Genomic DNA, 18445 nt, shown 5'->3' with positions numbered 1-18445 from the left:
CATCAAGCTCGGCCTCGAGGCTAAGAGGCCGGGCCTCGCCCTCGAGGACGGAGAAGGCGGCGCGTGAGGTCAACACGACTGTACGGGTCCGGCCTGCGACGCGGACATCCCAGCGCGTCGCATCGGGGAGACGCAGTGTCATCGTGGACCGCAGCACACGGTCTCGCCCACCAATTGGAGCATCGACACGAGATGCGATCACCAGGGACTCGAGGGCGTCGATGCGGTCCCGCCCGCCTAGGGCGTCGGCGACGGCGTCGAGCGGCGACTGGGCGGACGCGGCACCCGCCAGCAGGACCAGGAGTGCGAGCCTCATTCGGCCGGCTCGAACAGCACCCACCCGTCGGGATCGAGGACGACCTCGAGGTCGGGCGCGGCCTCGAAGGAGCTGGCGCCGCCGGTCATCGGAAGGCGGACGCGCTGGCCGGCGACGTCGACCTCGACGGGAACGTCGAAGCTCACACCCTCGAGGGCGGCGGGCAGAACCCAGCGGACGGTCGCGGTCGTGCCGTCGCGCTCCAAGGCGAGGCGAGGCACCTCGGGCTGGCGGAGGTAGACCTCGAGGACGCCGCCGAGGTCGCGGCCCGCGGCGAGCGAGAGCTGACGGATCACGTCCTCGGCCGAGACGAAGCGGGCCTGGCGGCCGTCGGTGGTTTGCTCGTCTTGATCGGTCGGGTACAGGATCGAACGGAGCGCGGCGAAAAAGCGGTCGTCGTCGTTGACCAGGCCGCGCATCGTGTGCAGGACCCAGCCGCCCTTGGAGTAGATGTCGCCGTTGGAGCGGCCGTCGGGCAGTTGGTACATCTGCTGCGTCGTCCTCGATTCGCGCGGCGCGATCGGGATCTCGTTGCGGTGGCCCCGGCGCGTGTTCTGCAGGTAGGCGAGGTAAGCGGCTCGACCGGCTTCGTCGCCGTCACGGCGCCGCGCGATGTCCTCGGCGTAGAGCGCCTCAGCGTAGTTGGCGAACGACTCGTGGACCCAGAAGTCGCGCCAGTCCGGCGCCGAGCCCAGGTTGGCCCACCACTCGTGCGCGAGCTCGTGGAAGTGGAGCCAGTCGAACCCGAAGTCGTTCTCGCCGAAGTCCGAGCCGTAGGCGACGAGCGTCTGGTGCTCCATGCCGAGGTAGGGCGTGTGCAGGATCTTGTAGCCGTCGGCGCGCCAGGCGTAGGGGCCGAACGTCCGTTCGAGGAAGGCGAGGGCGTCGAGGAAGCCCGGCATCTGGCGCTCGGCGTCTTTGACGCGCTCGGGGAGCACGAAGAACGGGACGGTCTGCGTCCATCCGAGGGGGCTTTGGTACTCGGCCTCGACGGTCTCGTACGGGCCGATGCCGAACGAGACGCCGTAGTTGTTGATCGGCGTCGAGACGAACCATCGCTCGGTCGCGGTCCCGTCGCCGTGGTCCTCTCGCCCTTCCCAGACGCCGTTCGAGATGGCCCGGAGGTCGGACGGTGCGCGCAGGGCGATGCGGAGCGAGTCGGGCTCGTCGGACGGGTGGTCTTTGACGGGCCACCACAGGTCGGCGCCCTGGATCTGGCAGCTCACCGCGACCCACGGGCGGCCGCCCTCGGTCTCGGTCCAGGTGAAGCCACCGTCCCACGGCGGTCTCGGCGCCACGCGCGGCGCACCGCTGTACGAGACGCGGAGCCGCATCCCCTCGCCCGGCTGCGCGGTCCGCCCGAGATCGACGCGGAGCCGATTCCCGTCGCGCTCGAACGCCCTCGGGAGGGAGACCTCGTCGCCACTTCCGACCACGTAGGCGACCTCCTCGACGCTCTCGACCTGGAACGGCGCGTCGAGGTCGAACACGACCGCCGCCGTCGGCTGGACGACGCGGGCCTCGGTGACGACCTCGCCCTCGATGGTCCGCTCCTCGATGTCGACGGAGACCTCGAGGTCGATGTAGGTCACGTCGATGGCCGCCTGCTCGGGGAGGAGCGGCAGGCCGGAGTCGTTGGGCTGGGCAACGGCGGCCGCGGAGAACAGGACGGCGAGGGCGGTGGCGCGGATCATGGCGGGGAGGCAGACCGAGACAACCTACCGCGCTCGTGCCGGCCACGTCAGCGGATAGAGTAGGTTGCGCGCGCTCCACCCCAACCTCGATGACGCCCGTTTCTCGCTTCGCCGCTCTCCTGTCGATCCTGATGTTCACTGGAGGGTGCGACGCGGTAAGTGACGTCGTCGATGGCGCCGCCTGCTCCGCGACGGGCTACGCCGATTCCGGCACGGTCTCCGCGACCGTCGGCGGGAGCCGCTATTCGACGCCCTGCGTCCGCGTCGAGGTCGAGTCCGGCGTGTTGACGATCGCGAGCATCGACGACGTGGTCTCCGACAACGACCAGCGCTTGCTCGCCGTGACGGCGCCCAACGAAGTCGGCACCTTCGAGGTCGGTGAAACCACGGCGGGAGGCGTCTACACCGTCCGAGCCGCAGACACGAGCCAGCAGGCAGAGCAGACGTTCGCGTCAACCTCGGGTCGCGTCACGGTGACATCGGTCACGGACACCTCGGCCGAGGGCACGTTCTCGTTCGTCGGCCAGGTCCCGTCGGGCGACCAGATCGACATCGTCAACGGCTCCTTCGACGTGACGTTCTGAGCAAGCGTCTTCGAGGACGAGGCGCGGACCTCGAGGACGACCTACTTCACGCCGCGGATCGACATCACCATCGACACGACCACGAGAGCCATCGCTATGAGGGTCAGGACGTTGAGGTCTCGGCCTTCGGCGACCGCGGTCCCGATCTCGAGGGTGGAGATCACGGCGGCCGTCACCAAGAGAGCGATGGGGACTTTGGGGTTGAGGTTTGCCATGAGACGATCGTGGGGGATAGCTATTTAACGATGGCCCCCACCTCGGCGTCGGTCTCGACCAGGATCAGACGGCCCTCACGGTCCTCGGCGAACAGGATCATGCCGCTGCTCTCGAGCCCGCGGATGGTCCGGGGCTTGAGGTTGGCGACGACGACGACCTTGCGGCCCTCGAGGTCGTCCGGCGCGAAGTGCTCGCGGACGCCCGACAGGATCTGGCGCGTCTCGAAGCCCAGGTCCACGTCGAACCGCAGCAGCTTGTCGGCCTTCGGGTGGAGATCGGCCTTGACGATGCGGCCGACGCGCAGGTCGAGCGGCGTGAACTGGTCGAACACGATCTCGTCGCCGAGCGGCGGGTAGTCGTCCTCAAGGTCGGACGCGGCGCTCTCGGTGGGCGCTTCTGAATCTGCCGACCTCGAGGTCAGGCGCTCGCGCTCGGCCTCGACGGCCTCGTCCTCGACCTTGGCGACCAGGATGCCGGGCTCGCCCAGCCGGTGGCCGACGGGGAGGAGCGGACGGGCCGCGTCGTCCCAGCCGAGGTGGACACCGGTCCCGGTGTTGACGGGAGCAGGCAGCGACGACCGCACGTCCTCGAGGGCGAGCATCTCACGCAGTCGCGCCGCGATACCGGGGACGATGGGCTCGAGCAGGATCGACAAGCTCGCCGTGGCTTGGAGCGCGACGTGGACCGAGTTGCGCATGGCGCGCTCGTCGCTTTTGCGCGTCTTCCAGGGCTGGGTCTCCTGGAGATACTGGTTCCCCAAGCGAGCCAACTGGACCGTCCGAGCGACCGCGTCGCGCATCCGGTACTCGCGGTACGCGGCTCCGATCTCGGCGGGTGCGGCGGCGATCGCGCCGAGTAGCGCCCGGTCTTGGTCGGACGCGTCCTCAAGGGCGGGGACCTGGCCGTCGCAGAACCGAGTCGCGAACGTCAACGCCCGGTTGCAGAAGTTGCCGACGACATCGGCCAGTTCTCCGTTGACGCGGTTCTGAAAATCGGCCCAAGTAAAGTCGGCGTCCTTGGTCTCGGGCAGCCCGACGGCCAGGCCATAGCGAAGCAGGTCGGGGTCGAACGACCGGACGGCCTCGTCAGCCCAGACGGCCCATCCCCTCGAGGTAGAGAGCTTGCGGCCCTCGAGGTTAAGGAACTCGTTGGCGGGCACGTTCTCGGGCAACACCCACTGCGGCAGGTCGGGCTGCGCTCGGTTGGCGGCCATCAGCGTGGCCGGGAAGATGAGGCAGTGGAAGACGATGTTGTCCTTGCCGATAAAGTGGACGAGTTCGGGCACGGTCCCGTCGTCGTGGACCTGCCAGTAGCGACGCCACAGCTCGGGGTTGCTGTCGGCGCACCAGTCTTTGGTGGCGGAGACGTAGCCGATGGGCGCGTCGAACCAGACGTAGAGCACCTTGCCGTCGGTCTCGCCCTCGATGTCACTGGGCACGGGGATTCCCCAGTCGAGGTCGCGCGTCATCGCGCGGTCGCTCAGGCCGGACTGGAACCAGCTCCCGATCTGACCCAGCACGTTCGGCTTCCAGTCGTTCTTGGTCTCGATCCAGGCCTCGAGGTCGGGCTGCAGGTCGCCGAGCGGCAGGTACCAGTGCGTCGTCTTGCGGCGCTCGGGCGTGGCGCCGGACAGCGTGCTCGAAGGCTCGATCAGGTCGTCGGGCGAGAGCGACGAGCCACAGTTTTCGCACTGGTCGCCGTAGGCGCTGTCGTAGCCGCAGATCGGGCAGGTGCCTTTTACGAACCGGTCGGCGAGGAAGAGTCCGGCCTCGGGGTCGAACAACTGCGTCGAGGTCTTCTTGACGAACCCGCCCGCGGCCTCGATGGAGCGGAACAGGTCCTGGCTCGTCTCGTGGTGGATCGGCTTCGAGGTCCGGCTGTAGACGTCGAACGAGATGCCGAACGACTCGAACGCGGCCTCGATTTCGGCGTGGTACCGGTCGACGATGGCCTGGGGCGTGGTCCCCTCTTGGCGCGCGCGGATCGCGATGGCCGCGCCGTGCTCGTCGGAGCCGCAGACGTAGACGACGTCTCGGCCGGTCAGCCGCTGGTACCGGACGAACAGGTCGGCGGGGAGATACGCGCCGGCCAGGTGGCCCAGGTGGAGCGGGCCGTTCGCGTACGGGAGCGCGGAGGTAACGAGGAGCGGTCGGTCGGACACGTCGAGGCCGGAGGGGAACGCGGAAGCTACCGGGGTTCGGGGTTCGGGGTTCGGGGTTCGGGGTTCGGGGTTCGATGGGCCAACCCGAAAGGTTCCGCGTCCTCGAGGACGCAGCCGGGGGCTGACCCGCTCCCACTCATGGCGCCGTCCTCGAGGTCGGTGGCATCTGCCTCGAGGGGGACGCCTCCGCACCTGTCGTCCTCGAGGCCGACCTCGAACGGTTCAGGACGCCAGCCTCTTTTTACCTCGTCTCGCACTCCGCCCTCGAGGGCGTCTAGTCCGCGATGGCGCCGGAGTCTTCGGGCATCCCCTTCTCGACCGGCACGCCGACCAGGTTGCCCCACTCGGTCCACGAGCCGTCGTAGTTGCGCACGTCCTGGAAGTCCAAGAGGTACTTGAGCACGAACCAGGTGTGGCTCGAGCGTTCCCCGATCCGGCAGTACGCGATCGTCGGGTCGGCCGGGTCGAGGCCCTGCTCCTCGAGGTAGATCTCCTCGAGGTCGGACCGGCTCTTGAACGTGCCGTCGGTGTTTGTGGCTCGGCTCCAGGGCACGTTCGAGGCGCCGGGGATGTGGCCGGCCCGGAGCGCGGCCTCGGCGCCCGGGTCGTGCGGCGCGTGGGAGATCTCGCCGATGAACTCGGCCGGGCTCCGCACGTCGACCATCGGCCCGCCGGCCTTCATGTGCTCGAGGACGTCGTCGCGGAACGACCGGATCGACGGGTCCGGCGCTTGGGCCTCATAGTCAGTGCTCTCGTACTTCGGCACGTCCGTCGTAAAGGTCCGGCCTTCGGCCTCCCACTTTGCCCGGCCGCCGTCCATCACGCGGCAGTTGCGGTGGCCCATCATGGTGAACGTCCAGAAGGCGTAGCACGCCCACCAGTTCGACTTGTCGCCGTAGAACACCAGCGTCGTGTCCGGGCGGATGCCCAGCCTGGAACACAGCGCGTCGAACTGCTTCTGGGAGATGTAGTCCCGGACGTCCTGGTCCTGGAGGTCCGTCTGCCAGTCGACGTGGACGGCGTTGTGGAGGTGACCCGTCGCGTAGAGCAGGACGTCCTCGTTGGACTCGATGACGCGGACGGCGTCGGTATCGGAGAGGTTCTTGGCGACCCAGTCGGTCGAGACAAGGACCTCGGGGCGTGTGGCGTCAGACATGAGCAGTCGGGGTGGCCTCGGGCAACGCCGGAGCAGGCTGTCGAGGTTCCTCGAGGACGCGTCCTCGAGGCCAGGCTGAGTTTGAACGCTTAACTCGTTACCGGCAGAAGTTTTGACCAGCCTCGAGGACGGCCGTGGGGCAAATCGAAGTGCGTTGCCAAAAGACATTCGGTCGCCTTGTTGGCCCTGAGGGGCAGCTGAGGCCGATATGAGGGGTTTGGGGCCGCAAAGAATGAGAAGGGATCTTGGTATGCCCTCTCGCAGATTTTTTGAAGGGACTATATTCGCGTCTGTCGCTTCCCGCCCGATTACCACCGCGCCGCTCTGAGCCCGTTGTTTCAATCCTCTTCATTCCAAGGACGAGCCCGCCGCGCAGTCGCGCGAGTTGGGGGCAGAGGACCGGCCGGCACGGCAGGCGGAGAACGACCCACCGGGGCAGCAGGACACGATCCCGCGCCCGCTCGCCCCGGCCATGAGGCTACGGCACCCACAGACGAGAGCCAGTCGGCTCTCTATCGCCCCCGAGCGTTTCGAGCTCGGGCACACACACCACCCAAGGAGGTAGCAATGATTCGTTCACTGAGCACAGCCGTGCTCCTTTTGCTGCTCGCGCTCCCTAGCGTGGCGCTGGCACAAAACTCCGGCAAGCTGTCGGGCCGCGTGACGGACGCCGAGACCGGCGATCCGCTCATCGGGGCCAACGTGTTCCTCGCTGACATCTCGCGCGGCGCGGCCACAGACATCGACGGCAACTACACCATCCTCGGCATCCCCGTCGGCGCGTACGCCATCACGTACTCGTACACGGGCTACCAGACCGAGACGCTCACCGGCGTCGAGATCTCGCAGGGCCGTACCCGTACGGTCGACGTCGAGCTCTCGGGCCAGTCCATCGGAGAGGTCATCGTCGAGTACGAGCGGCCCCTCATCCAGCGTGACGCCATCGGCGTCCCGAAGGTGGTGACCGGCGAGGACATCCAGAACCTGCCCGTCCGTGGCGTCCAGAGCGTCGCCGCCATCCAGGCCGGCGTCGTCTCCAACGACGGCTCGAACACGCTCAACATCCGCGGCGGTCGCGGTGAGGAGGTCGACTACTACGTCGACGGTGTGAAGGTGGTGGGCTCCACGGCCGTGCCTCAGCAGGCGATCGCCGAGCAGGAGATGCTCATCGGTACGATCCCGCCGCAGTACGGCGACGCGACGGCCGGTGTCATCTCGATCTCGACCCGTGGCGGCGGCAACGCGTTCTTCGGCGCGGCCGAGGCGATCACGTCCTACGGCCTCGACTCGTTCGGCTACACGTTGGGATCGCTGTCCTTGGGCGGCCCGATCATCCGGGACCGCGTGAGCTTCTTCGGCTCGGTTCAGGGGACGTTCCAGGAGGACGCCTCCCCGTACGCCCTCGAGACGCTCCAGCTCAACGACGACATCTACAACGCGCTCCAGAGCTCGCCGCAGGTGATCCGCGTCGACCGCAACGGCGTCGACCAGAACGGCGTGCCCCTCGACCTGAGCGGCGCCACGGGTGCTCCGCTCTTCGAGGACGAGAACTTCGTCTACTTCCCGTTCCCCGCAGGATTCAACACCGATGGCGGCTCCGTGACACCGGACAGCCTGGGCGCGATCCTCGGGTTCAACGGCGACCACCCGGGCGACTTTATCAACGGCTTCCGCCGTGGGTATGACTTCGTCTCCGATGAGTCGTTCTTCTCGACCCGGTCCGGCAAGGATGATCCCTCGACCGAGATCGCTGCGAGCGGAAACATCGACATCCGCCCAGTTACTGGCGTGAGCCTCCGCTTGGGCGGGGCCTACGTCCTCGAGGACGACCAGAGCTTCAGCTACAGCCGGTCTCTCTTCAACCGGGATCAGTTCAGCCAGACGGACGACGAGGTCATTCGTGGCTATGTGTCGCTCCGCCAGGTGCTCTCGAACACGGCGTTCTACCAGCTTCAGGCCGAGTACTCGACCCGCAACTTGGTCGAGCACCCGAACTCGTTCAGCGACGACGTCCGCGACGCGCTGTTCTACGGGGACATCGACAACGAGGCAAACGCGGTCGCGCGACGCTACTTCTCGACGGTCACGACCGGAGACGAGGCGGGCAACACGACCAACCTGTTCTCGGACGGCAACCTGGGCGTGGACCAGTCCCTCGGGTTCACGTTTAGCGGTCCCGGCTCTGTGCTCTCGACCTACGATCGGTTTAGCCAGGACCAGTTCCGCGTCTTCGGCAACGCCCAGACGCAGATCGGTGTCCACGAGCTCTCCTTCGGTGGTGAGTACGAGACGCTGACCCAGCGCCGCTACTTCATCAACACCACCCGGTTCGCGCGCTACTTCGAGGACGGGACCGCCGAGGTTTCGGGCGCTGAGATCCGCACCGTGGATACGGACGGCGACGGCCAGCCCGACCGCGGTGTGTCGAGCTGGGAAGAGCTCGAGTACGAGGACGGCTTCGAGGCGAGCGCTTCCTACTACGGGTACAACTTCAACGGCACCGAGCAGGTCGACGACGGCAACGTGACCGACTTCACGTCGGGCGCCAACCGCAACATCGCGCCGTACGAGCCGATCTACTACGGTGGCTACGTCCGTGACCGCATCGAGTACCAGGACATCGTCCTCGACTTGGGCCTGCGGCTCGACGTGTTCGACAACAACACGTTGGTGCTCCGCGATCCCTACGCGCTCGTCGACATCTTCCGCGTCGACGACCTCCGCGCGGGCATCTTCGACGAGCAGGGTGCGCCCCGTGCCATCGTCCCGGACAACATCCCGGGCAACATCGAGGGCGACTTCGCCTTCTACCAGAACGGCGGCGACGTCGTCGGCTACCGCGACCTCGAGGGCCAGTTCTATAACCTCAACGGCGAGGAAGTCCCGTTCGACGAGATCCAGCAGGCCGGCCAGCCGATCGCGGAGAGCAACGAGCTCTCCGACGACGCCTTCCGCGACTACGATCCGGCCCTGACGCTCATGCCCCGCATCGGCGTCACGTTCCCGGTGACCGACCGGGCCTTGTTCTTCGCGTCCTACAACGTGACGAGCCAGCGCCCGAGCGAGAACGCCTTCGCGACGATCCGGGACTACGCCAACGTCGCGTCCTCGAGCGGTACGCTTAACAACGCGAACCTTCGCCCGGAGACGACGACCCAGTACGAGCTCGGCTTCCGCCAGCGCATCGGCCAGCAGGCCGCGCTGACGCTGTCGGGCTTCTACCGGACGCAGCGGAACAAGGTCACGCTCCGCAACCTCGATCAGGCGTTCCCAGCCGGTTACACGGGGTACACCAACCTCGACTTTACCACGACGAAGGGCTTGGAGGTCGCCTTCGACCTGCGCCGGACCCGCAACCTCAGCGTCAACGCCAACTACACGTTGTCGTTTGCTGAGGGCACCGGTTCGGACTCGAGGACGGCACGGATCATCGCGTGGCGCTCGGCGACCGGGGTGTTCCCGGAGACGCTCGCGCCTCTCGCGTTCGACCGGCGTCACAACCTCAACCTCTCGCTCGACTACCGTCTGGGCGAGGGCGAGGGTCCGATGCTCGGTGGCATCCGTCCGTTCGCTGGGTTCGGGTTCAACCTCCTCGGCGTTCTCCAGAGCGGCAGCCCCTACACGCAGCTGGACGACCAGGCTCTCCAGAGCCCGATCTTCCAGTCGACCAACGGTGGCGCTGTCGGTGCTGTGAACTCGGTGTACCTGCCGTTCACGAGCCGTCTTGACCTCCGGGTGGACCGGAACTTCAACCTCGGGCCGGCCAACTTCAAGGGCTACGTCTGGGTCCAAAACCTGCTCAACCAGGACCAGGTCTACTCGGTCTACCGCGACACGGGACTCCCGGACGACGACGGCTTCTTGGCGACGAACCCCGACGTCGTCCGCAACTTGCCGACCGACCTCGAGAGGGACGCGTTCCGGTTCCTGTACTCCCAGTACGTGAACTCGCCCGTGGTCCTGGACACGTTTGGACAGAGCGGAGGCCGTGTGTACGGACTTCCCCGCCGGATCCGTCTCGGTGTCACCCTCGACTTTTAGTCCTAACGATTGACGGCTCGGCCCCTGCACGTGTGGGGGCCGAGCACACCTCACGCACACTCCCCGTTTCATGAACGCTCTCTACTCAACGCGCCGACGGCTCACGGCCGTGGTCGCTGGACTGCTCGCGCTGGGCGCGACGGCTCCAGCCTCGGCGCAGGGCAAGGTTATCCCGGTCGCATCGGGAGGTCCTACGTCCAATAGCGCCATCGCTGCGTGCGCCACCGGCTCTGCCGAGGCGACGCTCGACATCAACAACGTCCGCGCGGTCCTTTACAACATCGGTGGTCTCTTCTGGCGCGGCTCAGGAGCTCAGTACGAGGTCCCAGCCGGCAGTGGGCTGAACTCCATCTTCGCGTCCGGCATCTGGGTCGGCGGCCAGGTCGATGGCCAACTCCGGTTCGCCGGCTCGACCTATGGCGAGTGGGAGTACTGGCCGGGCCCCCTCGGTGCCGACGGCACCACGACGACCGAGACCTGTGGTCAGTTCGACCGGTTCTGGAAGGTCGAGATCGGTGACATCCGGGCCTACAACGCGACCGGTACCGCCACGAGCGATCTCCAGGGATGGCCGATCGCGTACGGTGCGCCGTTCTTTATCGACACGAACGGGAACGGCCGCCGTGACGCCCGCCTCGATGAGGATGGAGACGGCGTCCCGGACGAGCCCCGCATCGAGCTCAACCTGAACGACGCCGGATACGGAACGCGTCAGCTCAACCTCGAGGCCGGAGAGCGTCCCGACATCATCGGTGACCAGGGCATTTGGTGGGTCATGAACGACGAGGGAGCCGGAGCCCCTCACGCCTGGAGCGAAGCGGAGACCATCCGCTTGGAAGTCCGCGCGCAGGCCTTCGCCTTCTCGAGGGCGGACGCGCTCAACAACGCGACGTTCTACCGGTACCAGTTCTTCTACCGGGGAAGCCAGCCGATGACGGACACGTACCTCGGCATCTTCTCGGACCCCGACCTCGGTGAGTTCAACGACGACTACGTCGGGTCCGATCCCGACCTCGGTCTCGGATTCGTCTACAACGGCGACGACTTCGACGACGGTGGCGCCGGCTACGGAGCCGTCCCGCCAGCACTCGGTTACGACTTCTTCCAAGGCCCCCTCGTCAACAGCGACGGCATCGACAACGATGACGACGGTGAGATCGATGAGGACGACGAGCGTCTCGCGATCGAGAAGTTCTTCTACTTCACGAACGGTGGCTCTGGCCCGACGGTCGACCCGAACAACGGAGACGAGGCGTACTCGTACATGCAGGGCTTCTGGAAAGACGGGACGCCGCTGAGGCAGGGTGCCGATGGGTACAACACCAACGGACCCGTCGTCGACTTCGCCTTCCCGGGTAACCCCCCGGAATTCTGGAGCGAGTACAACTCGGACGGCAACGGCACGGCCAACACGCCTGCTGACCGTCGGTTCGGCGTGTCCTCGGGACCGTTCACGTTCAACCCTGGCGACATGCAGGAGATCGTGTTCGGCATCGTCTGGTCACAGGCATCGGGCACTCCGACGCAGCCGCAGATCGCGTCGGTGCGTCAGCTCAAGGTGGACAACGCGACTCTCCAAAGCGCGTTCGACGCCGAGTTCGCACTTCCGCAGCCGCCGCCGGCCGTTGACGTGACGGCTGCTGGTCTCGACCAGCAGATCATCCTCGAGTTCGATAGCGAGACCGGTGATATCGCCGACATCTTCCGTTATGACGAGGAAAACCCGTTCGCGCCCGTCGACGCGGAGGATCGGACGTACTCGTTCGAGGGCTTCCGCATCTTCCAGTACCGGAGCGAAGCTGACAACGAGGGAACGCTGATCCGTCAGTTCGATATCGTGAACGGCATTACCGTCGTGACAGACGTCGCTACGGACCCGATCACCGGTGCCCAGATCACGCAGGTGGTCAACAACGGCGCCGACAACGCGGGAGCAACGACGACGCCGACGGCGATCTCGATCTTGCAGGACGCCTTCACGCAGCAGCCGCTCCGCAACGGGACGAGCTACTACTTCGGCGTCCAGGCCTACGCGATCAACGAGGCCTCGGTTGGTGCCAAGGTGTTCTCGGCCCCGGTCACTCGTGTCGAAGTCCGCCCCTCGCGTGTTGGGCCAGTGACACCTGTGGCATCGCTGACCGATGCCTTTGAAGGCGTCGCAAGTGACGCCAACGTCGGTGGAGGTGAGGTCAACGTCAGGGTCGTCAACCCGGCTGCCATCACAGGCGACAGCTACGAGGTCCGGTTCTTTGAGCAGACCGACGCCGACGGGACCGTCGTAGGACCGAGCTACGACATCGTCAACGCCACGACCGGCGAAGTCCTGTTCAACGGACGTCAGTTCTACACGGACCAGGGAGTCACCGCGCCACAGTCCACGGACGTGTTCCGTGCGCAAGGCCTAGCATTTGACATCCAGGGACCCGAGAACGACTTCACCAACTTCACGGTGACGCAGAACGCAGCGGGTCCGATCAACCCTCCGACGGGTGGCTCCGCAGATTTCGCTGGTTTCCCGGTCCCGGAGCGACCTGGCGCCAGCCAGCAGTCGACACAGGATGACGTGTGGTTCATCGGTGCTGGAGGTGCTTCAGGTTCCGGCGCCGCTTACTTCGAGTCGTTCAAGCAACGCTCGGTGTTCACTCGCGCCGCAGCGAACATCCCCGCCGTGTTCCCATTTGACTTCGAGTTCCGCTTCACGGGGACGAGCACGGCATACCAGCGCTTTAACGACGGCTCACTGGTAGAAATACCGTTTGAGATTTGGAACACCGGGATCGGTACCCCCGACGATACATCGGACGACTTCCGGATGGTGCCGGCTATCCTTGACATCGACGACAACGGGGAGTACAACATCTCGTCCTTTGGCCCCGGCGACGAGTCCTCCATTTCGGGCGCGGATAACGATCCGTTCACGGACTGGGTGTACTGGTATGAGCCGAACGACAAGTCGCCAGGTGAAGCTGGTTACCAAGCGTGGCTCGCAAATGCAGCCTCGGCTCCCGACGACCACGGTCAGGAGGCTCTCGCTCGGACCGTCTTCGTGAGCTGGAATGGTGGCGTTGAGCCTCCCTTCGCGAACCAGTTCCCGGAGCAGGGCTCGATCTTCCGGATCGAGACCTCGAAGCCGAACCAGCCTGGTGACGTGTTCTCGGTCTCGACCGCAGAGGTGGCCGCGATCGACGCGAGCGCTCGGACGGCGGACGACATCGAGCGGGACCTGGACCTGATCGCGATCACGCCGAACCCCTACCGTGGCGTCTCCGGCTACGAGGCGTCCGGTAACGCGACGATCACTCGGTTCGTGAACCTGCCTGCGCAGGCGACGATCCGGATCTACACCCTGAGCGGCACGCTCATCCGCACGATCGAGAAGGCCAACACGGGCGCCACGATCGATTGGGACTTGCGCACGGAGGCCAGCTTGCCAGTCGCGAGCGGCATCTACCTGATCCACGTCGAGGCCCGCGAGGCCGACGGCTCGGTACTCGGTGAGCGCGTGCTGAAGTTTGGCGTGATCCAGCGCCGTACTCAGCTCGACGTCCTCTAAACCACCCCACCCTTGACTCAAACCATCATGTACCGCACACTCCTTCTCGTAGCCCTCCTGGGCTACGCCGCGGGGCCAGCGATGGCTCAGGGACGCGATGTCCCAGGTGACGAACGGGCGGGGACGGCCGGCGCGCAGTTCCTGCTCGTGCCGACCACTGCCCGGACGACGTCTCTCGCCAACGGCCTCACCGCCGGCCTCAGCTCCGTTAGCGGCCTCGAGTCGCTGCAGTCCAACCCCGCCGCCTTGATGGCGAACGGGGGGACCGAGGCCATGTTCAGCTACGTCGACTACGTCGCCGACATCGGTGTCAGCACGTTCGGCGTCGCTCAGAGCTTCGGCAACTCCAACGTTGCCCTGTTCGTCACGTCGTGGGACATCGGCGACTCGCCGTTGACCACGGCGGCATCGCCGGACCCGACGACGGTGACGTTCGACGCGTCCAACTTCGTCGTTGGCGCGGCCTACGCTCGTCAGTTCACCGACCGCATTGCGGGCGGTGTGACGGTCAAGGCCGTCGGTGAACAGATCGATGACGTCAGCGGCAACGCGGTCGCCTTCGACGCCGGCGTGACCTACAACGTCGGTGAGACCGGCCTCCAGTTCGGAGTCAGCCTGCGCAACTTCGGCACGAAGATGAGCTACGCCGGCAACGGCTTGGGCAGCACCGACCCGATCGGTGGCTCGCCGGGCAGCTTCCCGGTCGAGGTCTCGACGGACAGCTACGAGCTCCCGTCGCTCCTCAACTTCGGCAGCAGTTACACCCGCCAGTTCGCTGGTGACGTGTCCGTCGCCGTGCTGGGCAACTTCCGTTCGAACGCCTACGACCAGGCCGAATTCGCAGGCGGCCTCGAGCTCGGATACGGCGGCCTCGCCTATGCCCGTGCCGGCGTCAACGTCATGCCCGACCAGGACCAGAGCGCCAACGAGTTCTGGAGCGTTGGCGCAGGCCTCCGCCTGCCGCTGTCGAACTCCGGCATCGCGGTCGACTACGCGTTCCGTCAGATGGGGGACCTGGGCGACCAGAACCTGATCACGGCATCGTTGACCTTCTAGGTCTCCGTCCTCGACGGACCTGACCGGTCTCGCGCGGCCTCTGCACACCGGTGCGGGGGCCGCGTGTCGTTTCGCCCTCGAGGACGTGACCCTGGTCTATGACTCGTCCTCGAGGCCGATTCCAAGAGGACCGGGCCGGTTGAAAGACGGCGTGCACAGCACGTCGACGGAAGCCGTCCTCGAGGCCGACGGGGTACGTGTGCGTCCGTTGTGTCGGCCTCGAGGGCGGACGTAGCTTCGACGAGCGCCTCGCTGGATCGAGCGGGGGCCTCTACCTATGCGTTGGTCTTCCCTCGGTATCGCGGCTGGAGTCGTCGTGGCGGCTGCCTGGCTGGCGGCGTGTCTGACTCCTCGGTCATCGTCGAGTGACGACGAGCGGTTCCTCAACCTGGCCCCGGGCGTGGCGTACGTGGGAGCGGCGACGTGCGCGACGTGCCACGACGAGATCTATGCGAGCTACCAGTCGCACGGAATGGCGCAGTCGTTCTACCCGCTGACGCCAGACGTCGCGGTCGAGGACTACTCAGGCGTCGAGGTCCGGCACGAGCCGACAGGGTTCGTGTACGCAGCACGCCGAGACGGAGACCGTTTCGTTCAAGTCGAATACCGGGACGGGCCGACGGGGCGCGATCACGAGCTCGTCCGTGAGATGACCCACGTCGTCGGGAGCGGATCGGCGGCGCGGACGTACCTGTCGGAAGAGAACGGCCGGCTCTACCAGCTCCCGCTGACGTGGTACACGCAGGCCAACGACGGAGAGGGGAGATGGGGACTAAGCCCCGGCTACCAAGAGCAGAACGCGCGCTTCGACCGGACCGTCCCCGACCGGTGCATGGCGTGCCACAACGGGATCAGCGAGCCCGTCCCGTTCTCGGATGGCAAGTTTGCATCACTCGCCGAGGGGATCGGCTGCGAGCAGTGCCACGGGCCTGGGGACCTACACGTCGAGGCTCGGACGGCGAACCCCGAGGCGCCGGACTCGATGGACGTGACGATCGTGAACCCGAAGTGGCTGTCGCTCGACCTCCGCCTCGACGTGTGCCAGCAGTGCCACCTTAACGGCGAGGTCTCCGTCTTGCGTGAGGGCGAGACCGCGTACAGCTACCGACCCGGCCGACCTCTTTCGGCACACCGTGCCATCTTCGCCCTCGAGGACGAGGACCCGAACCGCGTGAGCGTGATCTCACACTCGGACCGGATGCGGGCAAGCGCGTGCTTTACCGAGTCGGCCTCGATGGACTGCGTGACGTGCCACGACCCCCACGAAGGGTTCCGGGACAAGGGGCCGGAGTACTTTAACGCGACGTGCCAGACGTGCCACGAGCCGGCCGCGCTCGCGTCCTCGATGCCGACGCCCGACCTCGAGGTGCAGCACCAGGAGACGGCCAACTGCTTCTCGTGCCACATGCCGAAGGTGGAGGCGGACGACGTGCCCCACGCGTCGTTTACCGATCACAAGATCCGCGTCGTCGAGGACGATGCCATCGAGGGGACCGTCCAGGCCGGGGCGCTCACGCCGTACTTCGAGCAGGACCGAGAGGGGAGCTTGGAGGAGGGGATCGCCTACGTGATCTACGCGCGTCAGGGAGGCACGGCGCAGGACTTCCGCCGCGGGGTCTCCCTCTTGCAGGAGCGGACCGGTGAGCGCGTCGAGGTCGGAGAGGCGCAGTACCTGCTCGGCTACGCACGGCTCCAGCAGGGGCAGGCTCGGTCGGCTCTCGAGCCGTTGCAGCGCGCCCTCGAGGCCGGCGAGAACCCGGAGCGGTTAAACGCGCTGGGGCAAGCGTACGAGCAATCTGGGCGTCCGCCGGCCGAAGCCGAGCGGCTCTACATCCGCGCGCTCGAGATCCAGCCGGCTGCTGCCGACGTCCGCGTCAACCTGGGTCGGTTGTATGAGGCCCAGGGACGGCTGCCGGAAGCGGTCGCGGCGTACCGCGCGTCCATCGAGGAGGAGCCGTGGCTCGCGCAGGCCCACGTGCTGTTGGGCGGCGCGCTCGCAAAAGGCGGCGACCTCGAGGGCGCGGTCCAATCGCTGCGCAACGGGATCGAGCTCGAGCCGGGGCAGGCGGACGCGCTCACCAACCTGGGCGCCATCCTGGCCCAGCAAGGTGACGTCGTCCAGGCCGGACGCCTGTTCCAGCGCGCCGTCGCGGCAGACCCTCGGAACGCGGACGCACAGGCGAACCTCGCGCTCTACTGGCTCAACGAGGGCCGAGCACAGGAGGCGTTCGACCGCGCCCAGCAAGCGCTCACGCTCGACCCGAACCAAGGGACCGCGCGGCAGGTGCTCGAGATCCTGCAGCAGGCCGGCGGCTAGAGCAGAGATTGGGAGGGTGTAAGTCCGCCCCTCCAGGGTGCCGATTCCGAAGTCAATTCTGGCCTCGAGGCCGCGAGCGGCACCGTATGGGTCCCCGCCTGCGCGGGGATGACTCGTCGTTTGTGGTAGCCAATCTGGTACAAATCCAGAGCGTACCGGCCCCGCTCCAGGGAGGGGACTCGTGGGAAAGGATCGGCTTACAGTGGCTTGGTTCCAGCCGCCCTCGAGGACGGTCAGGGCTGGCCGACGGCCTCGAGGGCGGGCGCGGGCAGACCCGCCAGGCTCGCGGCGATGCGGGCGGCGTGGATCCGGCCGTTCTCGATAAACCACCGGCTCGTCGCGTAGCCGCCGCACACCGTCCCGGCGAGGAAGACGCCCGGCCTCGAGGACTCCATGGTCGCGTCGTCCACGACCGGCGCGCGCGCGTCGCCCTCGAGGTCGAGGCCCAGGCGCTCGAGGAAGCCGAAGTCAGGGTGGTAGCCGATCAGTGCGAGGACGGCGTCGGCGGGGAGGACGAGCGGGCCGTCCGGCGTCTGGACGTGGACCGAGTCGGGCGTGATGGATTCGACCGTGGACGTGTAGAGCACGTCGATCGAGCCCTCCTTGATTCGGTTGAGCAGGTCCGGGCGGAGCCAGTACTTGACGCTCGTCGTGATCTCGTCGCCGCGGACGACCATCGTGACGTGGCCGCCGTGGCGGTGGATCTCGAGCGCGGCCTTGGCCGCCGAGTTTTTGGCCCCGACCACGACGACGCGCCGGCCGCTGAACGGGTAGGGCTCTTTGTAGTAGTGCGAGACGTGGTCCAGATCCTCGCCGGGGACGCCTAGGCGGTTGGGCTGGTCGAAGAAGCCGGTCGCGATGGCGACGGCGCGGGCTCGGTGACGCCCCTTGGAGGTCACCACCTCGAAGTCGCCCGCGTCGCCCTCGACCTCGAGGACGCGCTCGCCCAAGCGCACGTCCAGACCTTCGCGCTGCGACACGCTGCGGTAGTAGTCGATGGCCTCCTCGCGCCGCGGCTTGTAGTACGTCGTCGCGAGCGGGTGCCCGCCGATCTCCAGCAACTCCGGCGTGGAGAAAAACTCCATCTGCGTCGGGTAGCCGACGAGCGAGTTGACGAGCGAGCCCTTCTCGACGACGCGGGCCGTCAGCCCGACGCGCTCGGCCTCGAGGGCGCACGCGAGACCAATGGGGCCGGCGCCGACGACGAGCAGGTCGACGGGCGAATCAGGGCGGGGCGTTTCCATGCTATGCGTACCCGTGCCGTCCTCGAGGGTTGCCAAGCCGGGATCAAGACGACGGCCGGTGCGCCGGCGGCTCGCCCTCGGCGCCGTCGCCGACCGCGCGCGGCGAT

At 66.8% G+C, this 18445-nt stretch carries 12 protein-coding genes; 6 read left to right on the top strand and 6 right to left on the bottom strand.

Features of this window, described 5'->3' with window-relative positions; all coding sequences use genetic code 11:
• Both WBA11_RS19245 and WBA11_RS19240 read right to left on the bottom strand, forming a co-directional pair.
• A partial coding sequence (locus WBA11_RS19245; protein ID WP_424522245.1) for a hypothetical protein occupies positions 1-316 on the bottom strand: 316 nt, incomplete at its 3' end.
• Complete coding sequence (locus tag WBA11_RS19240) at positions 313-2010, bottom strand: M1 family metallopeptidase (protein ID WP_424522244.1); 1698 nt, start codon at positions 2008-2010, stop codon at positions 313-315. The genes WBA11_RS19240 and WBA11_RS19245, both read right to left, overlap by 4 nt.
• 89 nt (positions 2011-2099) lie before the next feature.
• Here WBA11_RS19240 and WBA11_RS19235 point away from each other — a divergent pair, with 89 nt between their 5' ends.
• Positions 2100-2594, top strand: coding sequence for a hypothetical protein (locus tag WBA11_RS19235; protein WP_424522243.1), 495 nt, complete (start codon positions 2100-2102; stop codon positions 2592-2594).
• 41 nt (positions 2595-2635) lie between these two features.
• On the opposite strand, the gene WBA11_RS19230 is transcribed toward WBA11_RS19235, so the two are convergent.
• The 3 genes from WBA11_RS19230 to WBA11_RS19220 form a co-directional block, all read right to left on the bottom strand.
• Positions 2636-2809 (bottom strand): hypothetical protein, encoded by a 174-nt coding sequence (locus tag WBA11_RS19230; protein WP_424522242.1) that lies wholly within the window; start codon positions 2807-2809, stop codon positions 2636-2638.
• 20 nt (positions 2810-2829) lie between these two features.
• Positions 2830-4971 carry a methionine--tRNA ligase gene (gene metG, locus WBA11_RS19225; protein WP_424522241.1) on the bottom strand — a complete coding sequence of 714 codons (2142 nt, stop codon included), beginning with the start codon at positions 4969-4971 and terminating at the stop codon, positions 2830-2832.
• Positions 4972-5245: 274 nt separating this feature from the next.
• Entirely contained in the window at positions 5246-6127 is an 882-nt protein-coding gene (locus WBA11_RS19220) for a sulfurtransferase (protein WP_424522240.1), read from the bottom strand.
• A gap of 567 nt (positions 6128-6694) precedes the next feature.
• Here WBA11_RS19220 and WBA11_RS19215 point away from each other — a divergent pair.
• The 5 genes from WBA11_RS19215 to WBA11_RS19195 all read left to right on the top strand — a co-directional run bounded on the left by WBA11_RS19215 (position 6695) and on the right by WBA11_RS19195 (position 17094).
• Positions 6695-10168: a TonB-dependent receptor domain-containing protein gene (locus tag WBA11_RS19215; RefSeq protein ID WP_424522239.1), complete on the top strand. Its 3474-nt coding sequence runs from the start codon at positions 6695-6697 to the stop codon at positions 10166-10168.
• A gap of 70 nt (positions 10169-10238) precedes the next feature.
• Positions 10239-13721 carry a hypothetical protein gene (locus WBA11_RS19210; RefSeq protein WP_424522238.1) on the top strand — a complete coding sequence of 1161 codons (3483 nt, stop codon included), beginning with the start codon at positions 10239-10241 and terminating at the stop codon, positions 13719-13721.
• A 27-nt stretch (positions 13722-13748) separates the two neighbouring features.
• On the top strand, positions 13749-14777 hold the full coding sequence (locus tag WBA11_RS19205; protein ID WP_424522237.1) for a PorV/PorQ family protein: 1029 nt from the start codon (positions 13749-13751) through the stop codon (positions 14775-14777).
• Positions 14778-14862: 85 nt separating this feature from the next.
• Entirely contained in the window at positions 14863-15012 is a 150-nt protein-coding gene (locus WBA11_RS19200; protein ID WP_424522236.1) for a hypothetical protein, read from the top strand.
• Positions 15013-15054: 42 nt separating this feature from the next.
• Positions 15055-17094: a tetratricopeptide repeat protein gene (locus WBA11_RS19195; RefSeq protein WP_424522235.1), complete on the top strand. Its 2040-nt coding sequence runs from the start codon at positions 15055-15057 to the stop codon at positions 17092-17094.
• A 233-nt stretch (positions 17095-17327) separates the two neighbouring features.
• Here WBA11_RS19195 and WBA11_RS19190 read toward each other — a convergent pair whose 3' ends face one another.
• The gene (locus tag WBA11_RS19190; RefSeq protein ID WP_424522234.1) at positions 17328-18338 is read right to left on the bottom strand and encodes a YpdA family putative bacillithiol disulfide reductase; all 1011 of its coding nucleotides are present in this window, start codon (positions 18336-18338) and stop codon (positions 17328-17330) included.
• Positions 18339-18445: the final 107 nt, after the last annotated feature.

This window comes from Rubrivirga sp., from assembly GCF_049648075.1.
In the GTDB taxonomy this organism is placed as follows: domain Bacteria; phylum Bacteroidota; class Rhodothermia; order Rhodothermales; family Rubricoccaceae; genus Rubrivirga.
The sequence above is the reverse complement of the archived record's forward strand: the minus strand, read 5'-3'. Positions and strand labels throughout refer to the sequence as shown.